General features: G+C 71.3%; 17 protein-coding genes. 10 read left to right on the forward strand and 7 right to left on the reverse strand.

Going from position 1 to position 18,869, the window contains the following annotated elements:
• Positions 1 to 9: 9 nt before the first annotated feature.
• Entirely contained in the window at positions 10 to 312 is a 303-nt protein-coding gene (locus tag WBA97_RS23445) for an urease subunit gamma (RefSeq protein WP_424233049.1), read from the reverse strand.
• 236 nt (positions 313 to 548) lie between these two features.
• Between WBA97_RS23445 and WBA97_RS23450 the strand changes: the two genes are divergently transcribed.
• The 3 genes from WBA97_RS23450 (at position 549) to WBA97_RS23460 (ending at position 4,526) form a co-directional block, all read left to right on the forward strand.
• Positions 549 to 1,703, forward strand: a complete 1,155-nt coding sequence (locus tag WBA97_RS23450) for a citrate synthase 2 (RefSeq protein ID WP_424233050.1) — start codon at positions 549 to 551, stop codon at positions 1,701 to 1,703.
• Positions 1,704 to 1,889: 186 nt separating this feature from the next.
• A complete protein-coding gene (locus WBA97_RS23455) occupies positions 1,890 to 3,248 on the forward strand; it encodes a serine hydrolase domain-containing protein (RefSeq protein WP_424233051.1) in 1,359 nt (452 codons plus the stop codon).
• 102 nt (positions 3,249 to 3,350) lie between these two features.
• Positions 3,351 to 4,526 (forward strand): thioester domain-containing protein, encoded by a 1,176-nt coding sequence (locus tag WBA97_RS23460; protein ID WP_424233052.1) that lies wholly within the window; start codon positions 3,351 to 3,353, stop codon positions 4,524 to 4,526.
• A 373-nt stretch (positions 4,527 to 4,899) separates the two neighbouring features.
• On the opposite strand, the gene WBA97_RS23465 is transcribed toward WBA97_RS23460, so the two are convergent.
• The 4 genes from WBA97_RS23465 to WBA97_RS23480 all read right to left on the reverse strand — a co-directional run bounded on the left by WBA97_RS23465 (position 4,900) and on the right by WBA97_RS23480 (position 8,340).
• Entirely contained in the window at positions 4,900 to 6,015 is a 1,116-nt protein-coding gene (locus WBA97_RS23465; RefSeq protein WP_424233063.1) for an ABC transporter permease, read from the reverse strand.
• Positions 6,016 to 6,080: 65 nt separating this feature from the next.
• Positions 6,081 to 6,755 carry an ABC transporter ATP-binding protein gene (locus WBA97_RS23470; RefSeq protein WP_424233053.1) on the reverse strand — a complete coding sequence of 225 codons (675 nt, stop codon included), beginning with the start codon at positions 6,753 to 6,755 and terminating at the stop codon, positions 6,081 to 6,083.
• A complete protein-coding gene (locus WBA97_RS23475) occupies positions 6,752 to 7,816 on the reverse strand; it encodes a peptidoglycan-binding protein (RefSeq protein ID WP_424233054.1) in 1,065 nt (354 codons plus the stop codon). The genes WBA97_RS23470 and WBA97_RS23475 overlap by 4 nt, the downstream gene beginning before the upstream one ends.
• A complete protein-coding gene (locus tag WBA97_RS23480; RefSeq protein ID WP_424233055.1) occupies positions 7,813 to 8,340 on the reverse strand; it encodes a hypothetical protein in 528 nt (175 codons plus the stop codon). The genes WBA97_RS23475 and WBA97_RS23480 overlap by 4 nt, the downstream gene beginning before the upstream one ends.
• A gap of 110 nt (positions 8,341 to 8,450) precedes the next feature.
• Here WBA97_RS23480 and WBA97_RS23485 point away from each other — a divergent pair, with 110 nt between their 5' ends.
• The 5 genes from WBA97_RS23485 to sepH all read left to right on the forward strand — a co-directional run bounded on the left by WBA97_RS23485 (position 8,451) and on the right by sepH (position 14,268).
• Entirely contained in the window at positions 8,451 to 9,110 is a 660-nt protein-coding gene (locus WBA97_RS23485) for a response regulator transcription factor (protein ID WP_424233056.1), read from the forward strand.
• A gap of 56 nt (positions 9,111 to 9,166) precedes the next feature.
• Positions 9,167 to 10,345, forward strand: a complete 1,179-nt coding sequence (locus WBA97_RS23490; RefSeq protein ID WP_424233064.1) for a sensor histidine kinase — start codon at positions 9,167 to 9,169, stop codon at positions 10,343 to 10,345.
• 56 nt (positions 10,346 to 10,401) lie between these two features.
• Positions 10,402 to 11,526: a phosphoserine transaminase gene (gene serC / locus WBA97_RS23495; protein WP_424233057.1), complete on the forward strand. Its 1,125-nt coding sequence runs from the start codon at positions 10,402 to 10,404 to the stop codon at positions 11,524 to 11,526.
• A 163-nt stretch (positions 11,527 to 11,689) separates the two neighbouring features.
• Positions 11,690 to 12,526, forward strand: a complete 837-nt coding sequence (locus tag WBA97_RS23500; protein WP_424233058.1) for a phosphoribosylaminoimidazolesuccinocarboxamide synthase — start codon at positions 11,690 to 11,692, stop codon at positions 12,524 to 12,526.
• A 128-nt stretch (positions 12,527 to 12,654) separates the two neighbouring features.
• Positions 12,655 to 14,268, forward strand: coding sequence for a septation protein SepH (sepH, locus tag WBA97_RS23505; protein ID WP_424233065.1), 1,614 nt, complete (start codon positions 12,655 to 12,657; stop codon positions 14,266 to 14,268).
• A gap of 50 nt (positions 14,269 to 14,318) precedes the next feature.
• Here sepH and WBA97_RS23510 read toward each other — a convergent pair whose 3' ends face one another.
• Positions 14,319 to 14,564 (reverse strand): hypothetical protein, encoded by a 246-nt coding sequence (locus WBA97_RS23510; RefSeq protein ID WP_424233059.1) that lies wholly within the window; start codon positions 14,562 to 14,564, stop codon positions 14,319 to 14,321.
• Positions 14,565 to 14,683: 119 nt separating this feature from the next.
• Here WBA97_RS23510 and WBA97_RS23515 point away from each other — a divergent pair, with 119 nt between their 5' ends.
• Both WBA97_RS23515 and WBA97_RS23520 read left to right on the forward strand, forming a co-directional pair.
• Entirely contained in the window at positions 14,684 to 16,468 is a 1,785-nt protein-coding gene (locus WBA97_RS23515) for an ABC transporter ATP-binding protein (protein ID WP_424233060.1), read from the forward strand.
• Positions 16,465 to 18,306, forward strand: coding sequence for an ABC transporter ATP-binding protein (locus WBA97_RS23520; protein WP_424233061.1), 1,842 nt, complete (start codon positions 16,465 to 16,467; stop codon positions 18,304 to 18,306). The genes WBA97_RS23515 and WBA97_RS23520 overlap by 4 nt, the downstream gene beginning before the upstream one ends.
• A gap of 171 nt (positions 18,307 to 18,477) precedes the next feature.
• On the opposite strand, the gene WBA97_RS23525 is transcribed toward WBA97_RS23520, so the two are convergent.
• Positions 18,478 to 18,869, reverse strand: a 392-nt coding sequence (locus WBA97_RS23525) for a DUF2537 domain-containing protein (RefSeq protein ID WP_424233062.1), incomplete at its 5' end; no start/stop codon positions are given.

The following is an 18,869-nucleotide window of genomic DNA, read 5'->3' on the forward strand; positions in this document are numbered from 1 at the left end:
CCGGCTCCTCTAGACGATCGGACTGTGGACGGTCACGAGCTTCGTGCCGTCCGGGAACGTGGCCTCCACCTGAACCGAGTCGATCATCTCGGGCACGCCGGTCATGACCTGCGCTCGAGAAAGCACCGAGCGGCCGGTTTCCATCAGGTCGCTCACCGACCGCCCGTCCCGCGCGCCCTCGATCACGTGTTCGGTGATCAGCGCGACCGCCTCCGGGTGGTTCATCAGGACACCGCGCTGGAGCCTGCGGCGCGCGACGTCGGCCGCGAAGAGAACCAGCAGCTTGTCGCGTTCCTGGGGGGTCAGGTGCATGGAAAGTGTCTACCACCGACTCCTGCCGTGTTCCGTGCTGGAAACGCACGTGTTACGTGCTGGAGACGCCGCGGTTCTGAATCGTTCTCCTTAATCGTGACCGAAACCACCGGTCGGGGCAATTGCCAGGGTGGTGGAAAGAGGAGGAAGGTTGGTGAACCGCGCGGCGCTGGGGGACGCAATGTGAGCGCAAGCCGCGCGAGTTGTTCGGGGACTGGCGAGAGGCTGGATTAACGATGCACAGCGCGGTGCGGCAGGTCGAGGACACTCCCGCGAAGGCGGAGCCGGACGACGGCTTCCGTCCCGGCCTGGAGGGCGTCGTCGCCTTCCGCACGGAAATCGCGGAACCCGACCGGGACGGCGGCGCGTTGCGTTACCGGGGCGTGAACATCGAGGACCTGGCTGGCAAAGTCACCTTCGGTGACGTGTGGGCACTGCTCGTCGACGGTCGCTTCGGCCAGGGCCTCCCGCCCGCGGAACCGTTCCCCATCCCGGTGCACACCGGTGACGTGCGGGTGGACGTGCAGGCCGCGCTCGCGATGCTCGCCCCGATCTGGGACTACCAGCCGCTGCTGGACGTCAACGACGCCGAGGCCCGCGAGCAGCTCGCCCGCGCGTCCGTGATGGCACTGTCGTACGTGGCGCAGTCGGCGCGCGGCATCGGCAGGCCCGCGGTGAAGCAGGAGCGGATCGACGAGTGCTCGACCATCACCGAACGCTTCATGACCCGCTGGCGCGGCGAACCCGACCCGGCGCACGTGCGTGCCGTCGACGCGTACTGGGTGTCCGCCGCGGAACACGGCCTGAACGCGTCGACCTTCACCGCCCGCGTCATCGCGTCCACGGGCGCGGACGTCGCTGCGGCCATGTCCGGCGCCATCGGCGCGATGTCCGGCCCGCTGCACGGCGGCGCCCCGGCCCGCGTACTGCCGATGATCGAAGAGGTCGAGAAGGTCGGCGACGCCCGCAAGGTGGTGTCGTCCATCCTCGACCGGGGCGACCGGCTGATGGGCTTCGGCCACCGCGTCTACCGGGCGGAGGACCCACGCGCCCGAGTACTCCGGCGGACCTGCAAGGAGCTGGGCGCCGAGCGGTACGAGGTCGCCGCCAAGCTGGAGCAGGCCGCACTGACGGAGCTGCGCGAGCGCAGGCCGGACCGCGCGATCGAGACGAACGTCGAGTTCTGGGCGGCGGTCATCCTGGACTTCGCGCAGGTGCCACCGCACATGATGCCCGCGATGTTCACCTGTGCCAGGACCGCGGGCTGGTGCGCGCACATCCTGGAGCAGAAGCAGACCGGCCGGCTGGTGCGCCCGTCGGCGAAGTACATCGGCCCCAGCCCGCGCGGCCCGGAAGAGGTCGAGGGCTGGGACACGGTCACGCAGTACTGACCCCCTTCGCGATGCCCTTGAAGGACGCTTTCGGGACGCTCGACGCCCCCTGAAAGCGTCCTTTCGGGACATCAGCCTGCCTTTCCGGCGAGGAGACCCGCAGGACCAGCCGACAGTCGGCAGCGGCAACTGGTAACGCCCTTGCCGGCGCGCGATCGTGAGGATTATTCGGTAAGAATGCAAGCCATGCTCCAGACCACCGACTTCGCACTGCTCCGACGTGTCGCCGCCGAACAGGCGGAGAACCGGGCGCCGTCACTCGTCACCGCGGTCGTGCGGGGCGGCGACGTGCTGTGGAGCGGGGCACGCGGCGAGGTCGACGGGGCCACGCCGACCACCGACACCCAGTACCGCATCGGGTCGATCACGAAGTCGTTCATCGCGGTGCTGGTGATGCGGTTGCGCGACGAGGGCAGGGTCGACCTGAACGACTCGCTGGACAAGCACGTGGCCGGGACGTCGTTCGGGCACCTCACCATCGCGCAGCTGCTGTCGCACACGGGCGGCCTCACGTCCGAGTCGCCGGGGTCGTGGTGGGAACGCAGCGTCGGCGGCGACTGGCCGGCACTGCTCGACCACCTCGACGAGAACGTGGTCAAGCACCGTGCGGGGGAACGGTTCCACTACTCGAACGTGGGCTACGGCGTGCTCGGGCAACTGGTCGCGGAGCTGCGCGGCACGTCCTGGTTGGACGCGCTGAGGACGGAGATCCTTGCGCCGCTGGAAATGGACCGGACCACGCCCATGCCCGAGGCGCCGCACGCGCTTGGCTGGGCGGTGCACCCGCACGCGGACGTGCTGCTGCCGGAACCGACCCCGGACGCGGGCGCGATGGCGCCTGCCGGCCAGCTGTGGTCGACGGCGACGGACCTGTCCCGCTGGCTGCGCTTCATCGCGGGCGACTCGGGCACCGTGCTGCACCCGGACACCGTGGACGAGATGCGTGCCCCGGCGGCGGTCGAGGACGGCGCCGCGTGGACCACCGGCTACGGCCTCGGTTTCCAGACGTGGCGTGACGGCGGCCGCAGGCTGGCCGGCCACGGCGGCTCGATGCCGGGGTTCCTGGCGAGTGTGGTGGTGGACCCGGCGACGACGACCGGCGCGCTGGCGCTGACCAACGCGACGTCCGGCGTCGGTGCCTCGGCGCTGACGACGGACCTGCTGAAGCTCGTGGACGACTACGAGCCCGCGCTGCCCGCGGAATGGCGGCCGCTGTCCGACGTGTCGCCGGAACTGTTGTCGCTGACGGGCTCGTGGTACTGGGGCCCGATGACGTTCGTGCTGCGGCTGCTGTCCGGCGGGTGGGTCGACCTGCGTCCGGTGTCCGGCAACGGCCGCGGCTCCCGCTTCCGCCCGACGGGCGATGGCACGTGGCTCGGCCTTGACGGGTACTACGCGGGCGAGACGCTGCGGCTGCACCACCATGCCGATGGTGCGGTGAGCCATCTCGACCTGGCGACGTTCATCTTCACCCGCACCCCGTACGACCCGAAGGCCCCGATCCCCGGCGGCGTCGATGACCGCGGGTGGCGACCCGGCGACTGAGTGTCGTCCACTGAGGACAGGTCCGACCTGCGCCCAATATCGTTGACACGCCGGGGTACCGTGCGGCTGTCATTCTGTCGGGGATGAACTCATAGGAGCCTCATGCCCAACAGAATCGCCGCGGCCGTCGTCGGCGCCGCGGCCCTTCTCCTTGCCTCGGGCGCGCCCGCGACGGCGGAACCCGTCACCGGTTCCGTCGACCCGGACGCGAACGTCATCGGCTACCTGGTGAACGTCGGCGACGACTGGCTCGGCACGATCCCCACGAACCTGCTCGGCTTCGCGTTATCCGACGGTACGAAGCTCGGCATGTACTGCGTCGAGATCCACACGGACATCGACGACGAGCGCGACATGGTCGAGCAGCCCTGGGACCACTACCCCGACGAGGACTCCCCGTTCCACGAGAACCGCGCGAAGATCAACTGGGTACTGCACCACGGCTACCCCGCGCAGAGCCTCGCCGCGCTGACCGCACGGTTCCCGGCCGCACACGACGGCATCGACGTGTTCGAGGCGGTCGCCGCGACGCAGGCCGCGGTCTGGCACTTCAGCGACGGCGTCGACCTCGACCGCACCGACCCGCTCTCCGGTGACGGCTCCGACGAGCAGGACGCCGTGGACGCGCTCGCGCTCTACGACTATCTGACCGGCGCCGAGAACACCGGCATCGGCGAGCAGTCGGCCCCGGCCCTCGCGGTGAGCCCGGCCGGGCTGTCCGGCGCCGCAGGCGGGCGGATCGGTCCGTTCACCGTCACCACCTCCGGCACGATCGAGGAGCTGACCGCGAACCTGCCGGACGGCGTGAAGATCACCGATGCGGACGGCACCGAGTGGACCGCCGCCACGATCACCGATGGTGCCGAGCTGTTCCTGGACGTGCCAGAGGGTGCGGCGGACGGCGCGGGCTCGTTCGAGCTGACCGTGTCCTCGGCCGTCGACACCGGCCGCCTGTTCGTCGGGCAGGACTACGCCAGGCACCCGACGCAGTCGCTGATCGTCGCGAAGTCGGAGAAGACCACGCTCACCGCGGGTGCGGGCGCCGAGTGGACCGCCGCCCCGACCACCCCGCCGACGACCGCGACCACGACGCCACCCACCACGACGACGGCCCCGCCGGTCACCACGACGACCGAGGCCGCACCGGTCCCACAGCCGAAGAACGACGATCTGGCCGAAACCGGCGCCTCGGTGTTCGCCCCAATCCTCATCGGCCTGCTACTGGTGGGCGGTGGCATCGGCACGATGCTCGTAATCCGCCACCGCAAACCCGCCTAACAAACCCCGCGAGTCCACGTTCCAGAACCCGCGAGTCCACGGTTGGGGACCCGCGAGTCCACGGTTCAGAACCCGCGAGTCCACGGTTCAGGACCGGCGAGTCCACGGTTCGGGACTCGCGAGTTGGCGGTTGGGGACCCGCGAGTCCACGGTTCGGGACTCGCGAGTTGGCGGTTCGGGACTCGCGAGTTGGCGGTTCGTGCACGCGCCGAAGCGCCAACTCACCGGTTCTGAACGACAGACTCGCGGGTTCCGAACCGTGGACTCGCGGGTTCCGAACCGTGGACTCGCGGGTTCACTGGCACGATCCGTGTGGTTGGCGAGATGCGCTGGTGGCTGGGGGGTGTTTCCCCAGCCACCAGTGCGGGCATGGCTATGCCAAAGCCTCCGTTGGGGACAGGCGTGCGGCGCGCATCGCGGGGTAGGCGCCCGCGAGCGCACCCACCACGGCCGCTACCGCCACCCCGCCAAGCAACGCGATCGGCGGGAACACCGCGGGCCAGTCCCGGGTCAGCGCGTAACCGGCGGTCACCCCGACCCCGACCAGCACTCCCACGACCCCGCCGAGAAGTGACAACAGCACCGACTCGGCGAGGAACTGACCGCGCACCTGCCGCCGCGACGCGCCCAGCGCCCGCCGCAGCCCGATCTCGCGCCTGCGTTCCAGCACCGAGATCACCATCGTGTTCGCCACCCCGACACCGCCGACCAGCAGCGCCACCCCGCCGAGCCCCAGGAACAGCGCGCTGAACGAGGTCTCCGTGAACCGCTTGGCGGCCAACGCTTCCGACGGCCGTGACACCCGCACCTCGCCCGGCGCGCTCGGGTTGATCGTCGCGCCGAGTACGCCGCGCACGTCCTCCACCGAGGCGTCGTCGGCCCGCACGTAGATCGTCGTGGGATGGCCGTCGAAGCCGAGGTCCCGCGCGGTGGGCCAGCCGATGAGCGCGGCCCGTTCGATCTCCGGCGCGAGCGGCATCGCGTCGAGCACCCCCGCGACCGTGAACCAGTGGCCGCCGAGCCACACCTGGTCGCCAGCGCCGACACCGAGCCGGGTCGCCGCGACCGAGCCGAGCACGACCGAGGGGAAGCGCTCGGTCACCGCGTCGAGGAACCGGCCATCGTGGAGGCTGCCACGCAGCACCCGCAGCAAGTCGTTGCGGGCGGCCAGAACCGCGACGCCGGACGTCTCGGCCTCCGGCACGCGGTCGGTGCGGCGGACCGTGGCCTCGACGATCCCCGTCGCGGACACCGAGGTGACCGGACCGATCCTCGCGACCATCGGCACCGCGGTCGCCGGGAGCGACGCGGCGTCACCCATCATCGTCTGGCCAGGGGCCGCGGTGAGCAGGTTCGTGCCGAGCGTCGCGAGCTGGTCCCGCAGCGCCTGCCTGCTCGACGCCGGGATCGACACGACCGCCACCATCGCGGCGATGCCGATGCCGATCCCGAGCGCGGACAGCACGGCCCGCAGCGGCCGGGTCCGCATCCCGTGCGCGCCGAGGCGGCCGACGTCGGCGGGCCCGAGGCGCCGGGGTCTGGGCAGCAGTGTCGTCACAGCCGCACCAGCCCCGTGTCCAGGCGGACGGTGCCGTCGAGGACTTCTATCCGCCTCGGCAGTGCCGCCGCCACCTCGCGGTCGTGCGTCACGATCACGACCGTCGCGCCGCCGTCCCGCAGGTCCAGCAAGAGACGCAGGATCTCCGTTCCCGTTCGGCTGTCCAGGTTCCCGGTCGGCTCGTCCGCCAGCACCAGCGCGGGCTCGTTCACGATCGCCCGCGCGATCGCGACCCGCTGCCGCTCACCACCGGACAGCTCGGAAGGCAGGTGCCACGCGCGATGCGACAGCCCCACCTTCTCCAGCGCCGCCAGCGCCAGCCCGCGCCGCTCCCGGCCCGGAACCCCGGTGTAGGTCAGGCCCGTCGCCACGTTGTCCACGGCGGACTGACCGGGCGTCAGGAAGAACTGCTGGAACACGAACCCGATCCACTCCGACCGCAGCGCCGACAGCTTCCGGTCGGACAGCCTGCCGACGTCGTGCCCCTGGATCTCGACCACCCCCGACGACGGCCGGTCGAGGGTGCCCATCAGGTGCAGCAGCGTCGACTTCCCCGACCCGGACGGCCCCACCACCGCGACCAGCTCCCCCGAGCCGATCGACAGCGTCACCTCACGCAGCGCCCGTACCCCGCCCGGGTACGTCCGCGTCACCTTCCGCAGCTCGATCACGACGTCGTCACCACCGTCATGCCATCGGCGAGGCCGTCACCGGACACCTCGACCAGCCCGTCCGCGAACAGCCCGGTGGTGACCGCGACCAACTTCCCCGACGGCAGCTCCACCGCGTACCCGCCCTCGGCCAGTGCCAGCAGCGCCCCGACCGGCACGGCCAGCACGCCATGGCGTGCGGCCGAGGTGACCACGACGTCGACCGAGCCAGCGTCGGCGGCGCCGATGGCGGCCAGGTCGCCGATCGCGACCGTCGCGGTGAACCCGGCCTCCGCACCCGGCTCGTCGCCGGCGGGCGTGACGGTGATCGCGGTGACCGTGCCCGCCACCTGCTTGCCGTCGATCGTCAGCGCGACCTTCGCGCCGACCGGCGCGAGGTCCTGCTGCGACGCGTCCAGGTCGACGGTCACCAATCGGAGCGTGCTCGTGTAGCCGAGAATCGGGCCCGTGGCCTCGGCGCCGAGCGTGGCGGTCAGCGTCGCGACCCGGATCGGGCCCGGTGCCACCACGACATCGCCGAGCTCGATGGCGCCCGTCTTCTCGACGCCGAGCTTCTTCTGCCACTTCCCGATCGCGGCCGCGGTGTTCGCGGTGAACTCCTCGTCCGGTGTGCCGAACCCTCGGTAGCCGAGGTCGCGAAGGTTCTCCTCGACCAGCTTCACGTCCGGCCCGTCGGTCATGCCCGCGCCGACCGTCCGGTACAGCGGCAGGCCGCCGAGGAACAGGACGACCGGCCGCGCGTCCGCCTCGTAGAGCACAGCACCGCGGTGGAGCACGGCGCCCTGTGCCGGCAGCGCGGTCACGGTGCCGGGGCGGCGGCCGGTCAGCGTCTGCGCGGCGCCGTAACCCAGCTCGCCGGTGAGGGTCTCCCGCTCGGCCAGGTCCATCCTGCGGACGTCGGCCGTCGCGGGCGCGCCGGGTGCCTGCGCCGCGGCGGCCGGCCGGTTTCCCAGCCTGGTCACCGTCACCGCGGTGCCGACCCCCAGCACCGCAAGCACGGTCACGCCTGCCACCGCCCAGCGCACGCGCCGCCTGCTGCGCATCGCGTGCGGACCGGTCACTTGCCACCGCCCACGGACACCGACCCCTTGCCGTCGCCGCACTCCTCCATGGCCTTCTGGAACTTGTCGTCGTCGGGACCACTGCCCTCGATCCTGATGCCGGGGTCGTCCATGGTCGGGTCCTTGACGTCGATGCCGTGGTCACGCAGGCACTGCGCCTCCTTGCGCATCCGGTCCAGGTCCTCCGGCGACGCCTTCTCCGGCTCACCGCCGTTGGGCATCAGGTCCTTGCACTCCTTGTCCGCCTTGTCGACCTTCGCCTTGTCGCCGCCGTTGACCGACATCCCGATGCCGCCGTCCTGCGAGACCTCCGGGTCCGGCATGTCGACACCGTGCTCACGCATGCACTTCGCGTACGCCCGCATCTGGTCGACGTCGTCGCCCTCCTGCTCGGGTTTCGTCGAGCTCGGCGTGTTCCCCTCCGAGAGCGACGCGACCCCGTCGTCGCCGTCACCCCCGCCACCGCATGCGGTGACCAGTGCGAACAGGCCGGTCAGTACCGCGATCCGCCAACGTGTGCCCATCTCGATCTCCCTTCACTCGATGGCAGCAGTTCTACGAGCCGGGCGATTCGGCGGCGCTAAGCGAAATCGCTTATCCGGGCCTTATCCCCCAAGGGCGCACACTGACGCCCATGCGGGTGCTGGTCGTGGAGGACGAGCGGCTCCTCGCGGACTCCGTCGCCGAGGGTCTGCGCAGGCTGTCGATGGCCGTCGACGTCTGCTACGACGGCGACGCCGCGCTGGAGCGGGTCGGTGTGCACGCCTACGACGTGGTCGTGCTCGACCGGGACCTTCCCGGCACGCACGGCGACGACGTGTGCCGGGCGCTGGTGTCGGCCGGTGGCGAGGCGAAGGTGCTGATGCTGACGGCCGCCACCGAGATCATCGACCGGGTCGCCGGCCTCGCGCTCGGTGCCGACGACTACCTCACCAAGCCGTTCGCGTTCGCCGAGCTGGTCGCACGCGTCCAGGCGCTCGGCAGGCGCGCCATGCCGGCGCTGCCGCCCGTGCTGACAAGCGCCGGTGTGCTGCTCGACCGGCCACGCCACCAGGCGTCGCGCGACGGGCGGCACCTGCCGCTGTCCAGGAAGGAGTTCGCCGTGCTCGAGGTGCTCATGCGGGCGGGCGGCGCGGTGGTCAGCGCCGAGGACCTGCTCGAGAAGGCGTGGGACGAACACGCCGACCCGTTCACCAACGCCGTCCGCGTCGCGGTCATGACGCTGCGCCGCAAGCTGGGCGACCCGCCGGTCATCGAGACCGTGCCGGGCGCGGGCTACCGGATGTCGTCGTGAGCGGAGCGAACCATGATGCCGCGGCCGCCCGGGGCTTGCGAGGAGCGGCCGTTGTCCTGTCGGTGCGGACGCGTCTCGCGCTGACCTTCGGCGGGCTGTTCCTGCTGGCGGGCGTGATCCTGCTGCTCGTCAACTACGCGCTGGTCAGCCAGGCGCTGCCGCAGTCGTCGTCGTACGCGCAGAACGTGGTCTCCGACCACGCGGGGGGCGAGCCGACCACGACGGTAACCATCCAGGCGGTGGACGGCGCGGTCGCCGGCTACCGCGAGTCGGCGATCCAGACCGTGCTGCTGATCTCCGGCATCGCGCTCCTGCTGGTCGGCGCCATGGCCGCGCTGCTCGGCTGGCTGATGGCGGGCCGGGTGATGCGTCCTGTCGAGCGGATCACCGCGACCGCGCGGCGCCTCGAGGCCGAGCGGATGGACCGGCGGATCAATCTCGACGGCCCGCACGACGAGCTGAAGGAGCTGGCCGACACGTTCGACGGCATGCTCGACCGGCTCGCCGCGTCGTTCGACAGCCAGCGCCGGTTCGTCGCCAACGCCTCCCACGAGCTGCGCACTCCGCTCGCCGTGCAACGCACGATCGTGGAGGTCGCGATGGCCGACCCGGCCGCGAGCCCCGAACTGATGCGACTCGGCGCGCACCTACTCCACACGAACGAGCGAACCGAGCGCCTGATCGACGGACTTCTCGTGCTCGCCCGCAGTGACCGCGGGTTGACCAGCCGCCAGCCGGTCCGCCTCGACCACGTGGTGGCGGCCGTGCTCGACGGCGCCAGCACGCTGTCCGACGAGCAGGGCGTGACCGTGGCGTCCCGGCTCGGGCCGAGGTTCGTCGCGGGCGACCCCGTGCTGCTGGAACGCCTGGTCACGAACCTCGTACACAACGGCATCCACTACAACGAGCCGGGCGGCTCGGTGTTGGTCGAGGTCGGTGAGTGGCCCGCGCTCGTGGTCACGAACACCGGCCCGCACGTGCCCCCCGCGGCGGTCGCGGGCCTGTTCGAGCCGTTCCGCAGGCTCGACGCGGACCGGACCGCGCACCGGGCGGGCGCCGGGCTCGGCCTTTCGATCGCGCGGTCGGTCGTGCACGCCCACGACGGCGAGGTGTCGGCGGTACCCAATCCCGGCGGCGGCCTGCGGGTCAGCGTGAACCTGCCGTTCCAGCAGGTGGGAGTCCAGCGCCCGACAGGTGGGCCGCGAGTGGCCCTCGGGGCGCATGGAGGAGACTGAGGGCGGCAACGGCGCCCGCAGACACACCCCTCATCACGTGGAGAGAAGCCGTCCCGATGACGCAGACCTCGACCGATCTCGTGCTTCCAGCAGACCTCAAGCCCGCCGACGGCCGGTTCGGTTCCGGCCCGTCCAAGGTGCGGCCGGAGCAGCTGGCCCGGCTCGCCACCGACGGCGCGGCCATCATGGGCACCTCCCACCGGCAGAAGCCGGTGAAGTCCCTGGTCGGGCGGGTCCGTTCCGGGCTGCGGGACCTGTTCTCCCTGCCCGACGGCTACGAGGTCGTGCTCGGCAACGGCGGCACCACGGCGTTCTGGGACGCGCTCGCGTTCGGCCTGGTCCGCGAGCAGGCGCAGGCGTTCACATTCGGTGAGTTCTCCTCGAAGTTCGCCAAGGCCGTCACCACGCCGTACCTCAAGGACCCGGTGGTCACGACGGCCGAGCCGGGCACCGCACCCGAGATCGTCTACAGCGAGGGCCCCGACGTGGTCGGCTGGGCCCACAACGAGACCTCGACCGGTGTCTCCGTGCCCGTGTTCCGGCCCGACGGGTCGGACCGGGCGCTGGTCGCGATCGACGCGACCTCGGCCGCCACCGGTCTCCCGGTCAAGGCCGAGGACTACGACGTCTACTACTTCGCCCCGCAGAAGGGGTTCGCCTCCGACGGTGGCCTGTGGTTCGCGCTGATGAGCCCCGTCGCGCTGGAGCGGGTCGGGGAGATCGGCGCGAGCGGCCGGTGGGTGCCGGAGTTCCTGTCGCTGCCGACCGCGCTGGAGAACTCGCTCAAGGACCAGACCTACAACACGCCGTCCATCGCCACGCTGTATCTGATGGCCGAGCAGATCGACTGGATGCTGGCGGGTGGCGGTCTCGAGTGGACCACCGGCCGGTCGGCCGAGTCGGCGCGGCGCCTGTACGAGTGGGCGGACTCCTCGGCGGTCGCGTCGCCGTACGTCGCGGACCCGGCGCACCGGTCCAACGTCGTCGGCACGATCGACTTCGCCGAGGGCACGGACGCGGCGGCCATCGCCAAGGTGTTGCGCGCGAACGGCGTCGTCGACGTCGAGCCGTACCGCAAGCTCGGCCGCAACCAGCTGCGCGTCGCGATGTACCCGGCGATCGACCCCGACGACGTCACGGCGCTCACCCGGTGCGTCGACTGGCTGGTGGAGCGCATCTAGTGCCCCGAACCGGAAATCTGGCACATAATTCGGCGGCCCAGCTTCCTTCTGACGGCGTTGCCGATCCACCCAAGTACGACCCGGTACGAGAGAGGATCGGTGCCTTGCCGGCAGAAACCTGGATCCACCGACTCACGCACCGCATTTCCAGTTCGGGGCACTAGTGCAGCACGTCTACAGCGGGAAGATCCGGGAGATCTACTCCGACGGCGACGACCTGCTGCTGGTGGCCTCGGACCGGGTGTCGGTGTACGACGTCGTGCTGCCGACCCCGATCCCGGACAAGGGTGCGCTGCTCACACAGCTGTCCGTGTGGTGGTTCGGCCAGCTGACCGACATCGTGCCGAACCATCTCGTGTCGGCGACGGACGTGCCCGCCGAGTTCGCGGGCCGGGCCATCCGCTGCCGCCGCCTGGAGATGGTGCCGTTCGAGTGCATCGCCCGCGGCTACCTCGCGGGCTCCGGTCTGAAGGAGTACCAGGCCACCGGCGCGATCTCCGGGGTGCCGCTGCCACGCGGCCTCGTCGAGGGCTCCCGCCTGCCGGAACCGGTCTTCACGCCGACGACCAAGGTCTCCGACGGCGGTCACGACGCCCCGGCCACGTTCGACGACGTGGCCGCGGTCGTCGGCCTGTCGACGGCGACGAGGTTGCGGGACCTGACGCTCGCGGTCTACGGCCGAGGGGCCGCGCGGGCCGCCGAGAACGAGATCATCGTCGCGGACACGAAGCTGGAGTTCGGCACCGATCCCGACGGCGAGCTGACACTGGCCGACGAGGTGCTGACGCCGGACTCGTCCCGCTTCTGGCCGCTGTCCTCTTGGGAGCCCGGCCGCCAGCAGCACGCGTACGACAAGCAGTTCGTGCGCGACTGGGCGGCGGGCACCGGCTGGGACAAGAACCCGCCAGGGCCGGAGATCCCGCCGGACGTGGTGGCGGCCACCCACGCCAGGTACGTCGACGCGTACCAGAAGATCACCGGTATGACCTGGCGTGCGTGAACCTGAACGGGCAGGATCGGTGGGAACAGGGCACGTTACTCGGCGCGCCTAGCCCGTCAAGGCGACCCGCCGATCTAACGTGAGCAGCTGGCGAGGTGGAGTCTGTTCTGACGCTCGAGGAGGCCACGATGCGTGCGCTGCGGGTCGTCGGACTCGGAGAGGATGGCAAGATCGTCATCCTCGAGTCCGATCGCGGCGAGCGCTTTCAGGTCCCCGCGGACGAACGTTTGCGTGCGGCGGCCAGAGGAGACATCACCCGACTCGGCCAGATCGCCATCGAGCTGGAGAGCCAGATGCGTCCTCGTGAGATCCAGTCCCGCATCCGTGCGGGAGAGTCAGTTGAGCAGGTCGCGGCAGCGGCCGGCGTACCGCCCGAGCGGGTCGAGCGGTTCGCGTACCCGGTGCTGCTCGAGCGATCCCGCACCGCTGAGCTGGCCCAGCGGGCGCACCCCGTGCGTGAGGACGGGCCGGATGTCCAGGAGCTCGGCGAGGTCGTCGCCCAGTCGTTCACCGCCCGGGGCCAGGACTACGCCGCGGCGGTCTGGGACTCGTGGAAGGGCGAGGACGGCAAGTGGGTCGTCCAGCTCACCTGGACGGCAGGGCGGTCCAACAACCACGCCCACTGGTCGTTTCACCCCGGCGCCCACGGCGGCACGGTCACCCCGCTCGACGATCACGCCCTGGACCTGCTCGACCCGAACCCGAACCGCGGCCTCCGCACCGTTCGCCCGGTCACCGAGCTGGCGGCGCAGGCACTGCAGGTGGCGGAGCCCCGCAGACAGGCGGTCAACGGTGGCGAGCCACCCCGCCGGGTCGAGGAGCAGGACTTCGTACAGGACTTCGAACTGACCGACGACGCCTCGCCGGTCGGCCTGGTGGGGCAGCAGGAGCTGCCGGTCGAGGAGGCGTACGGCCGCGGCTACCCACGCGAGTACCGCACCGAGTCCTACCGCGAGCCGGAGCAGTACCGCCCTGCGGAGCCGACTCGCCAGGCCGAACGTGCCGCGGAGCCGGTTCGTCATGCGGAGCGCCCGGCCGAGCGCCACCCGGAACCCGCCTACCAGGAAGAACGCCCAGCCGAGCCCACCCGCCAAGCAGAGCGCCCTGCCGAGCAGGTCCGCCAGGCCGAGCGCCCCGCGGAGCCGGTCCAGGCGGAGCGCCCGGCCGAGCAGGTCCAGGCCGAACGCCCAGCCGAGCAGGTCCAGGCGGAGCGCCCGGCCGAGCCGGTCCAGGCCGAACGCCCAGCCGAGCCGGTCCAGGCCGAACGCCCGGCCGAGCCGGTCCAGGCCGAACGCCCCGCCGAGCCCGTCCACCAGGCAGAACTCCCGGCGGAGCCGGTCCGCCAGGAAGGTCCGGTAGAGGCTCCCCCGGAGCCGGTCCGCCAGGCCGAACCCGAACCGGCCGCGGCGACCGCGGCGCCGGTCACCCCCGCTGCCCTGCCGTCCCCGGCTGCGGAGGAACCGGCCACGCCCGCCACTTCCGAGGAGCAGGCCGCTTCCGCCGCGCGCCCGGCGGAAGCACCGGCTCCGGCCGCGGCGAGCCCGGTCGCACCGGAGGAAGTGGAGCCTGCGCCCTCAGCCGTGCCCGAGGTCGAGGAAGCAGCGGAGGAAACCCCGGCCGCGAAGGCCGAACCAACCCCGCCGCCCGCGCCCGCCGCACCGGCCCGCAAGAAGGGCCGCAAGGCCCGGCCGAGCGTCCCCAGCTGGGAAGACGTCCTGCTGGGCACCCGCAGCAACCGCTGACAGACACGGCGGGCGCGTCCTCCCGAGAGGCCGTGCCCGCCGCGCTGCGGTCAGACCCGGCCCTGGTGCGGGACCTCGTTCAGCAGGTGCAGTGGCCAGCCCTCGCGTTCGCACCAGTCCTCGGCTTCCTCGCGGGTGAGCCACGTCGAACCGCGGGGCCGTTCGGTGCGCAGGCGGGTCCAGCCGTCCGGGGCGAGGACGTTCAGCCCCCCGTCGCGCAGCGCGAGCAGCCGACCTGCCGGGTATGCCATCGTCGACTGGGTGCGCAGGAAGCGCACCTCTTGCGGTCGCGTCATGTCCGAATGATCCCGCAGCCTTGACCTCCACCGCACTCGAGGTCGCACTCTGGCAGCGAAAACCAGATGCCGCGCGGAGGCGTCTCGCCTACCGTCGGGAGCGGCACCGTGGGGAGATCATGAGCACAACCCAGTCACATCAACCTGCCCGCAGCTCGAACATCGCAGCTCTGCGGCGTCTCGGCGCCTATCTCCGGCCGGTCCGCGGCCGCATGATCGGCTCCGGCACGGCCATCTTCGGTTCGATGATCTGCGGGCTCACCATCCCGCTGCTCATCCAGCGGATCCTCGACGGCCCGGTCGCCGACCGAGACACGACCCAACTCACCTGGCTGATCATCATCGTCGCCGCACTGGGCACCGGTGAGGCGGTTCTGTTCTACACGCGGCGGCGCCTCATCGCCGGTCCCAGTACGAGTGTCGAGGCGAAGCTCCGCGACGACCTGTACCACCATCTACAGCACCTGCCGATCGCGTTCCATGACCGCTGGCAGTCCGGGCAACTCCTGTCCCGCGCCGTGTCGGACATGTCGACGCTGCGCCGCTTCATCGCGTTCGCGTTCATCTTCCTGATCGTCAACACGGTGACGCTGGTGGTGGGCCTGGTCCTCCTCTTCGTCCTGTCGCCGGTCCTCGGGTTCATCTCACTCGCGTGCTCGGCGCCGCTGGTACTGATCTCGACGCTGTACGAGTCGAAGTACGCCGTCCTCGCCCGCCGCGCGCAGGACCAGAACGGCGACCTCGCCACCACCGTCGAGGAGTCGGTGCTGGGGATCCGCGTGCTGAAGGCGTTCGGCCGCGGCCGCCACCTCGCCGACCGGTTCACCCGCGAGGCCAAGGCGCTCCGGACCACGGAGCTGCGCAAGGTGCACGTCGTCGGCCTGCTGTGGGCGGGGATCATCGTGCTGCCGGAGATCGCGATCGGCGGGCAGCTGCTGTTCGGCACGTTCGCGATCGTCGACGGCACGATGACCGTCGGCACCCTGGTCGCCGGCGTCGCGGTCGCCACCTACCTGCGCTGGCCGACCGACTCGATCGGCTGGCTGCTCGCCGAGACCAACCAGGCCGCGACCGCCTCCAGCCGCTACTGGGAGGTGCGCGACGCGGAGGTGACGATCACCGACCCGGCCGAACCACGCGGGCTGCCCGCGCACGCCCGAGGCCACGTGCGGTTCGAGGACGTCCGCTTCACGTATCCGGGCAGCGAAGAGGAGGTGCTCCGCGGCATCACCCTGGACCTGCGGCCCGGTGAGACGATCGCGCTGGTCGGCGCCACCGGCTCCGGCAAGACCACGTTGACCGGGCTGGTCGGCAGGCTCGCGGACGTGACCGGCGGCCGGGTCACGGTCGACGGTGTCGACGTGCGCGATCTGGCCCTCGCGGACCTGCGTTCGGTGGTGGCGACGGCGTTCGAGGAGCCGGTGCTGTTCTCCGCGAGCGTGCGGGAGAACGTGGCGCTCGGCGTGACCGGCGCGACGGAAGCCGATGTGCGCCAGGCGCTCCAGGTCGCGTCGGCGGACTTCGTCGACGACCTGCCGTGGGGCCTGGACACGCGGATCGGTGAGCAGGGCCTTTCGCTGTCCGGCGGGCAGCGGCAACGGCTGGCGCTGGCCCGCGCGGTCGTCGGCAAGCCGTCGGTGCTGGTGCTGGACGACCCGCTGTCCGCTTTGGACGTCCACACTGAGGCCGAGGTCGAGCACGCGCTGCGCAGCGTGCTGACCGACGTCACCGCGCTCGTGGTCGCGCACCGGCCGAGCACCGTGCAGCTCGCCGACCGGGTGGCGCTGCTCGCCGACGGCCGCATCGCCGCGGTGGGCAGGCACTCGGAGCTCCTTGCCAAGAACCAGGAGTACCGCGCCTTGCTGTCCACAATGGAGGAAGCACGGAACGAGGTGGTCGCGTGAGTGCGCCGACCGAGGAAGAAGAGCAGTGGCGGGGCGTCGCGGCCGAGGACAACGAGGAGCTGAACACGCTCGTCAGCGGCCGTCTGCAGGCCCGTTCGCGGCGGCTGCTGGTCTCGCTGGTGCGGCCGAGGCTGGGCATCGCGCTGCTGGCGTTCGGGCTCGTCGTGCTGGAGAACGTGTTGACGCTGGTCGGCCCGCTGGTGATCGCGGTCGCCATCGACACCGGCATCCCGGACGCGATCGGCGGCGACACGACCGTGCTCGCGTGGTGCGTCGGCGCGTACGTGTTCTCCGGGCTCGGCGCGGCGGGCACGCGGTTCGGGTTCCTGAAGGTCGCGGGCCGGTTCGGGCAGGACGTGCTGCTCGACCTGCGGCAGCGGGTCTTCTCCCACGCGCAGCGGCTGTCGCTCTCGTTCCACGAGAAGTACACCTCCGGCAAGGTCATCTCGCGCATGACCAGCGACATCGACTCCCTGCACGACCTGCTGGAGGACGGGCTCGACGGCCTGCTCACCGCGATCCTGTCGGTGGTCGGCATCGCGATCATGCTGCTGGTGCTCGACGTGCCGCTGGCGCTGATCGTGCTGGCCGGACTGGTGCCGCTGATCTGGGTGACGCGCTGGTTCTACCTCCGGTCGCGGCACGCGTACCGGAACACCCGCGGCGCCATCGCCAAGATCATCGTGCAGTTCGTGGAGACCATGAACGGCATGCGCGCGGTGCAGGCGTTCCGCCGCGAGGGCCGCAACGAGGCGATCATGGCCGAGCTCAACGACCGGTTCCGCGCGGCCAACAAGGAAGCGCTGATCGTGGTCGCGCGGTTCACGATGACCGTGCGGCTGGTCGGCAACCTGACGCTGGCGATCGTGCTGGCGATCGGCGCGGTGCGGGTCGTCGACGGCGGGCTCGCCCTTGGCGTGCTGACCGCGTTCACCCTGTACCTGCGCCGGTTCTACGACCCGCTGGACGAGCTGGCGATGTTCGCGAACTCGTACACGGCGGCGATCGCGGCGCTCGAGAAGATCTCCGGCGTGCTGGAGGAGGAGCCGAAGGTCGTGGAACCGGCGGCGCCACGGCCGCTGCCGACCCGCGACACGGGCCGGGAGATCGCCTTCGACGCGGTGGAGTTCCGCTACTCCCCCACGACCCCGGTGGTGCTGCCGACGTTCGACCTGCACATTCCCACCGGTCAGACGGTCGCGCTGGTCGGTGCGACGGGCGCGGGCAAGTCGACGCTGGCAAAGCTGGTCGGCCGGTTCTACGACCCGTCGGCGGGCGCGATCCGGCTGGACGGCGTGTCGCTGCGCGAGATCGCGGACACGGAGCTGCGCCGCGAGGTGGTCACGGTGACGCAGGAGAACTTCCTGTTCGCCGGCTCGGTGGCGGACAACATCGCGCTGGGCCGCCCGGCGGCCACCCGTGCCGAGGTGGAGTCGGCGGCGACGGCGGTCGGCGCGCACGAGTTCATCGCGGCGCTGCCGGAGCGCTACGACACCGACGTGCGCAAACGCGGTGGCCGGCTGTCGGCGGGCCAGCGGCAGATGGTGGCGTTCGCACGCGCGTTCCTGGCGGACCCGTCGGTGCTGGTGCTGGACGAGGCGACGTCGAGCCTGGACGTACCGACGGAGCGGGCCGTGCAGCGCGCGCTGGAGTCGGTGCTCGCCGACCGGACGGCGTTGATCATCGCGCACCGCCTGTCGACGGTCCTGATCGCGGACCGCGTGCTGGTGGTGGAGGACGGCCGCATCGTGGAGGACGGCTCCCCGGAGGAGCTCATCGAGGGCCGCGGCGGCCGGTTCGCGGCACTGCACCGGACGTGGCTGGAGTCGCTGGCCTGACGGGGCACTCGTGCCCCGAACCGGAAATCTGGCACGCAATTCGGCGGCCCAGCTTCCTGCTGGCGACGCTGCCGATCCACCCAAGTACAACCCGGTACGAGGGAGGATCGGCGCTTTGCCGGCAGAAACCTGGATCCACCGACTCACGCACCGAATTTCCGGGTCGGGACACTAGAAGATCACGAACGGCAGCGCCAGCCACGCGACGCCGATGCCCACCGCCACCCCGAACGCGACCCACCGCCAGATCGGCTGCCGGTGGATGAGCCACAGCGACGGCAGCAGTCCCGCGGTCACCACCACGTTGGACGCCAGCGCCAGCAGCGAGTACGTCTCCGCCAGCGTGGCCGCCAGCGTCACCACCATCACGACCACCAGCACCGCACCCGCGGCCGACACCGTCAGCCCGGTCAGCCACGGCACCGGCTCCCTCGGCCGGGGCTGGACGGGCGGCGGCGCGGGCGCCGCCACCGGCTCGACCACGGACTCCGTGCCCGACAACGGATCCACGTACCGGACGACGACGCCGAGCGACGTCGCCACGCGGCCGGCCAGTTGCAGCC

Origin of the sequence: Actinophytocola sp., assembly GCF_049647105.1 — a bacterium.
In the GTDB taxonomy this organism is placed as follows: domain Bacteria; phylum Actinomycetota; class Actinomycetes; order Mycobacteriales; family Pseudonocardiaceae; genus Actinophytocola.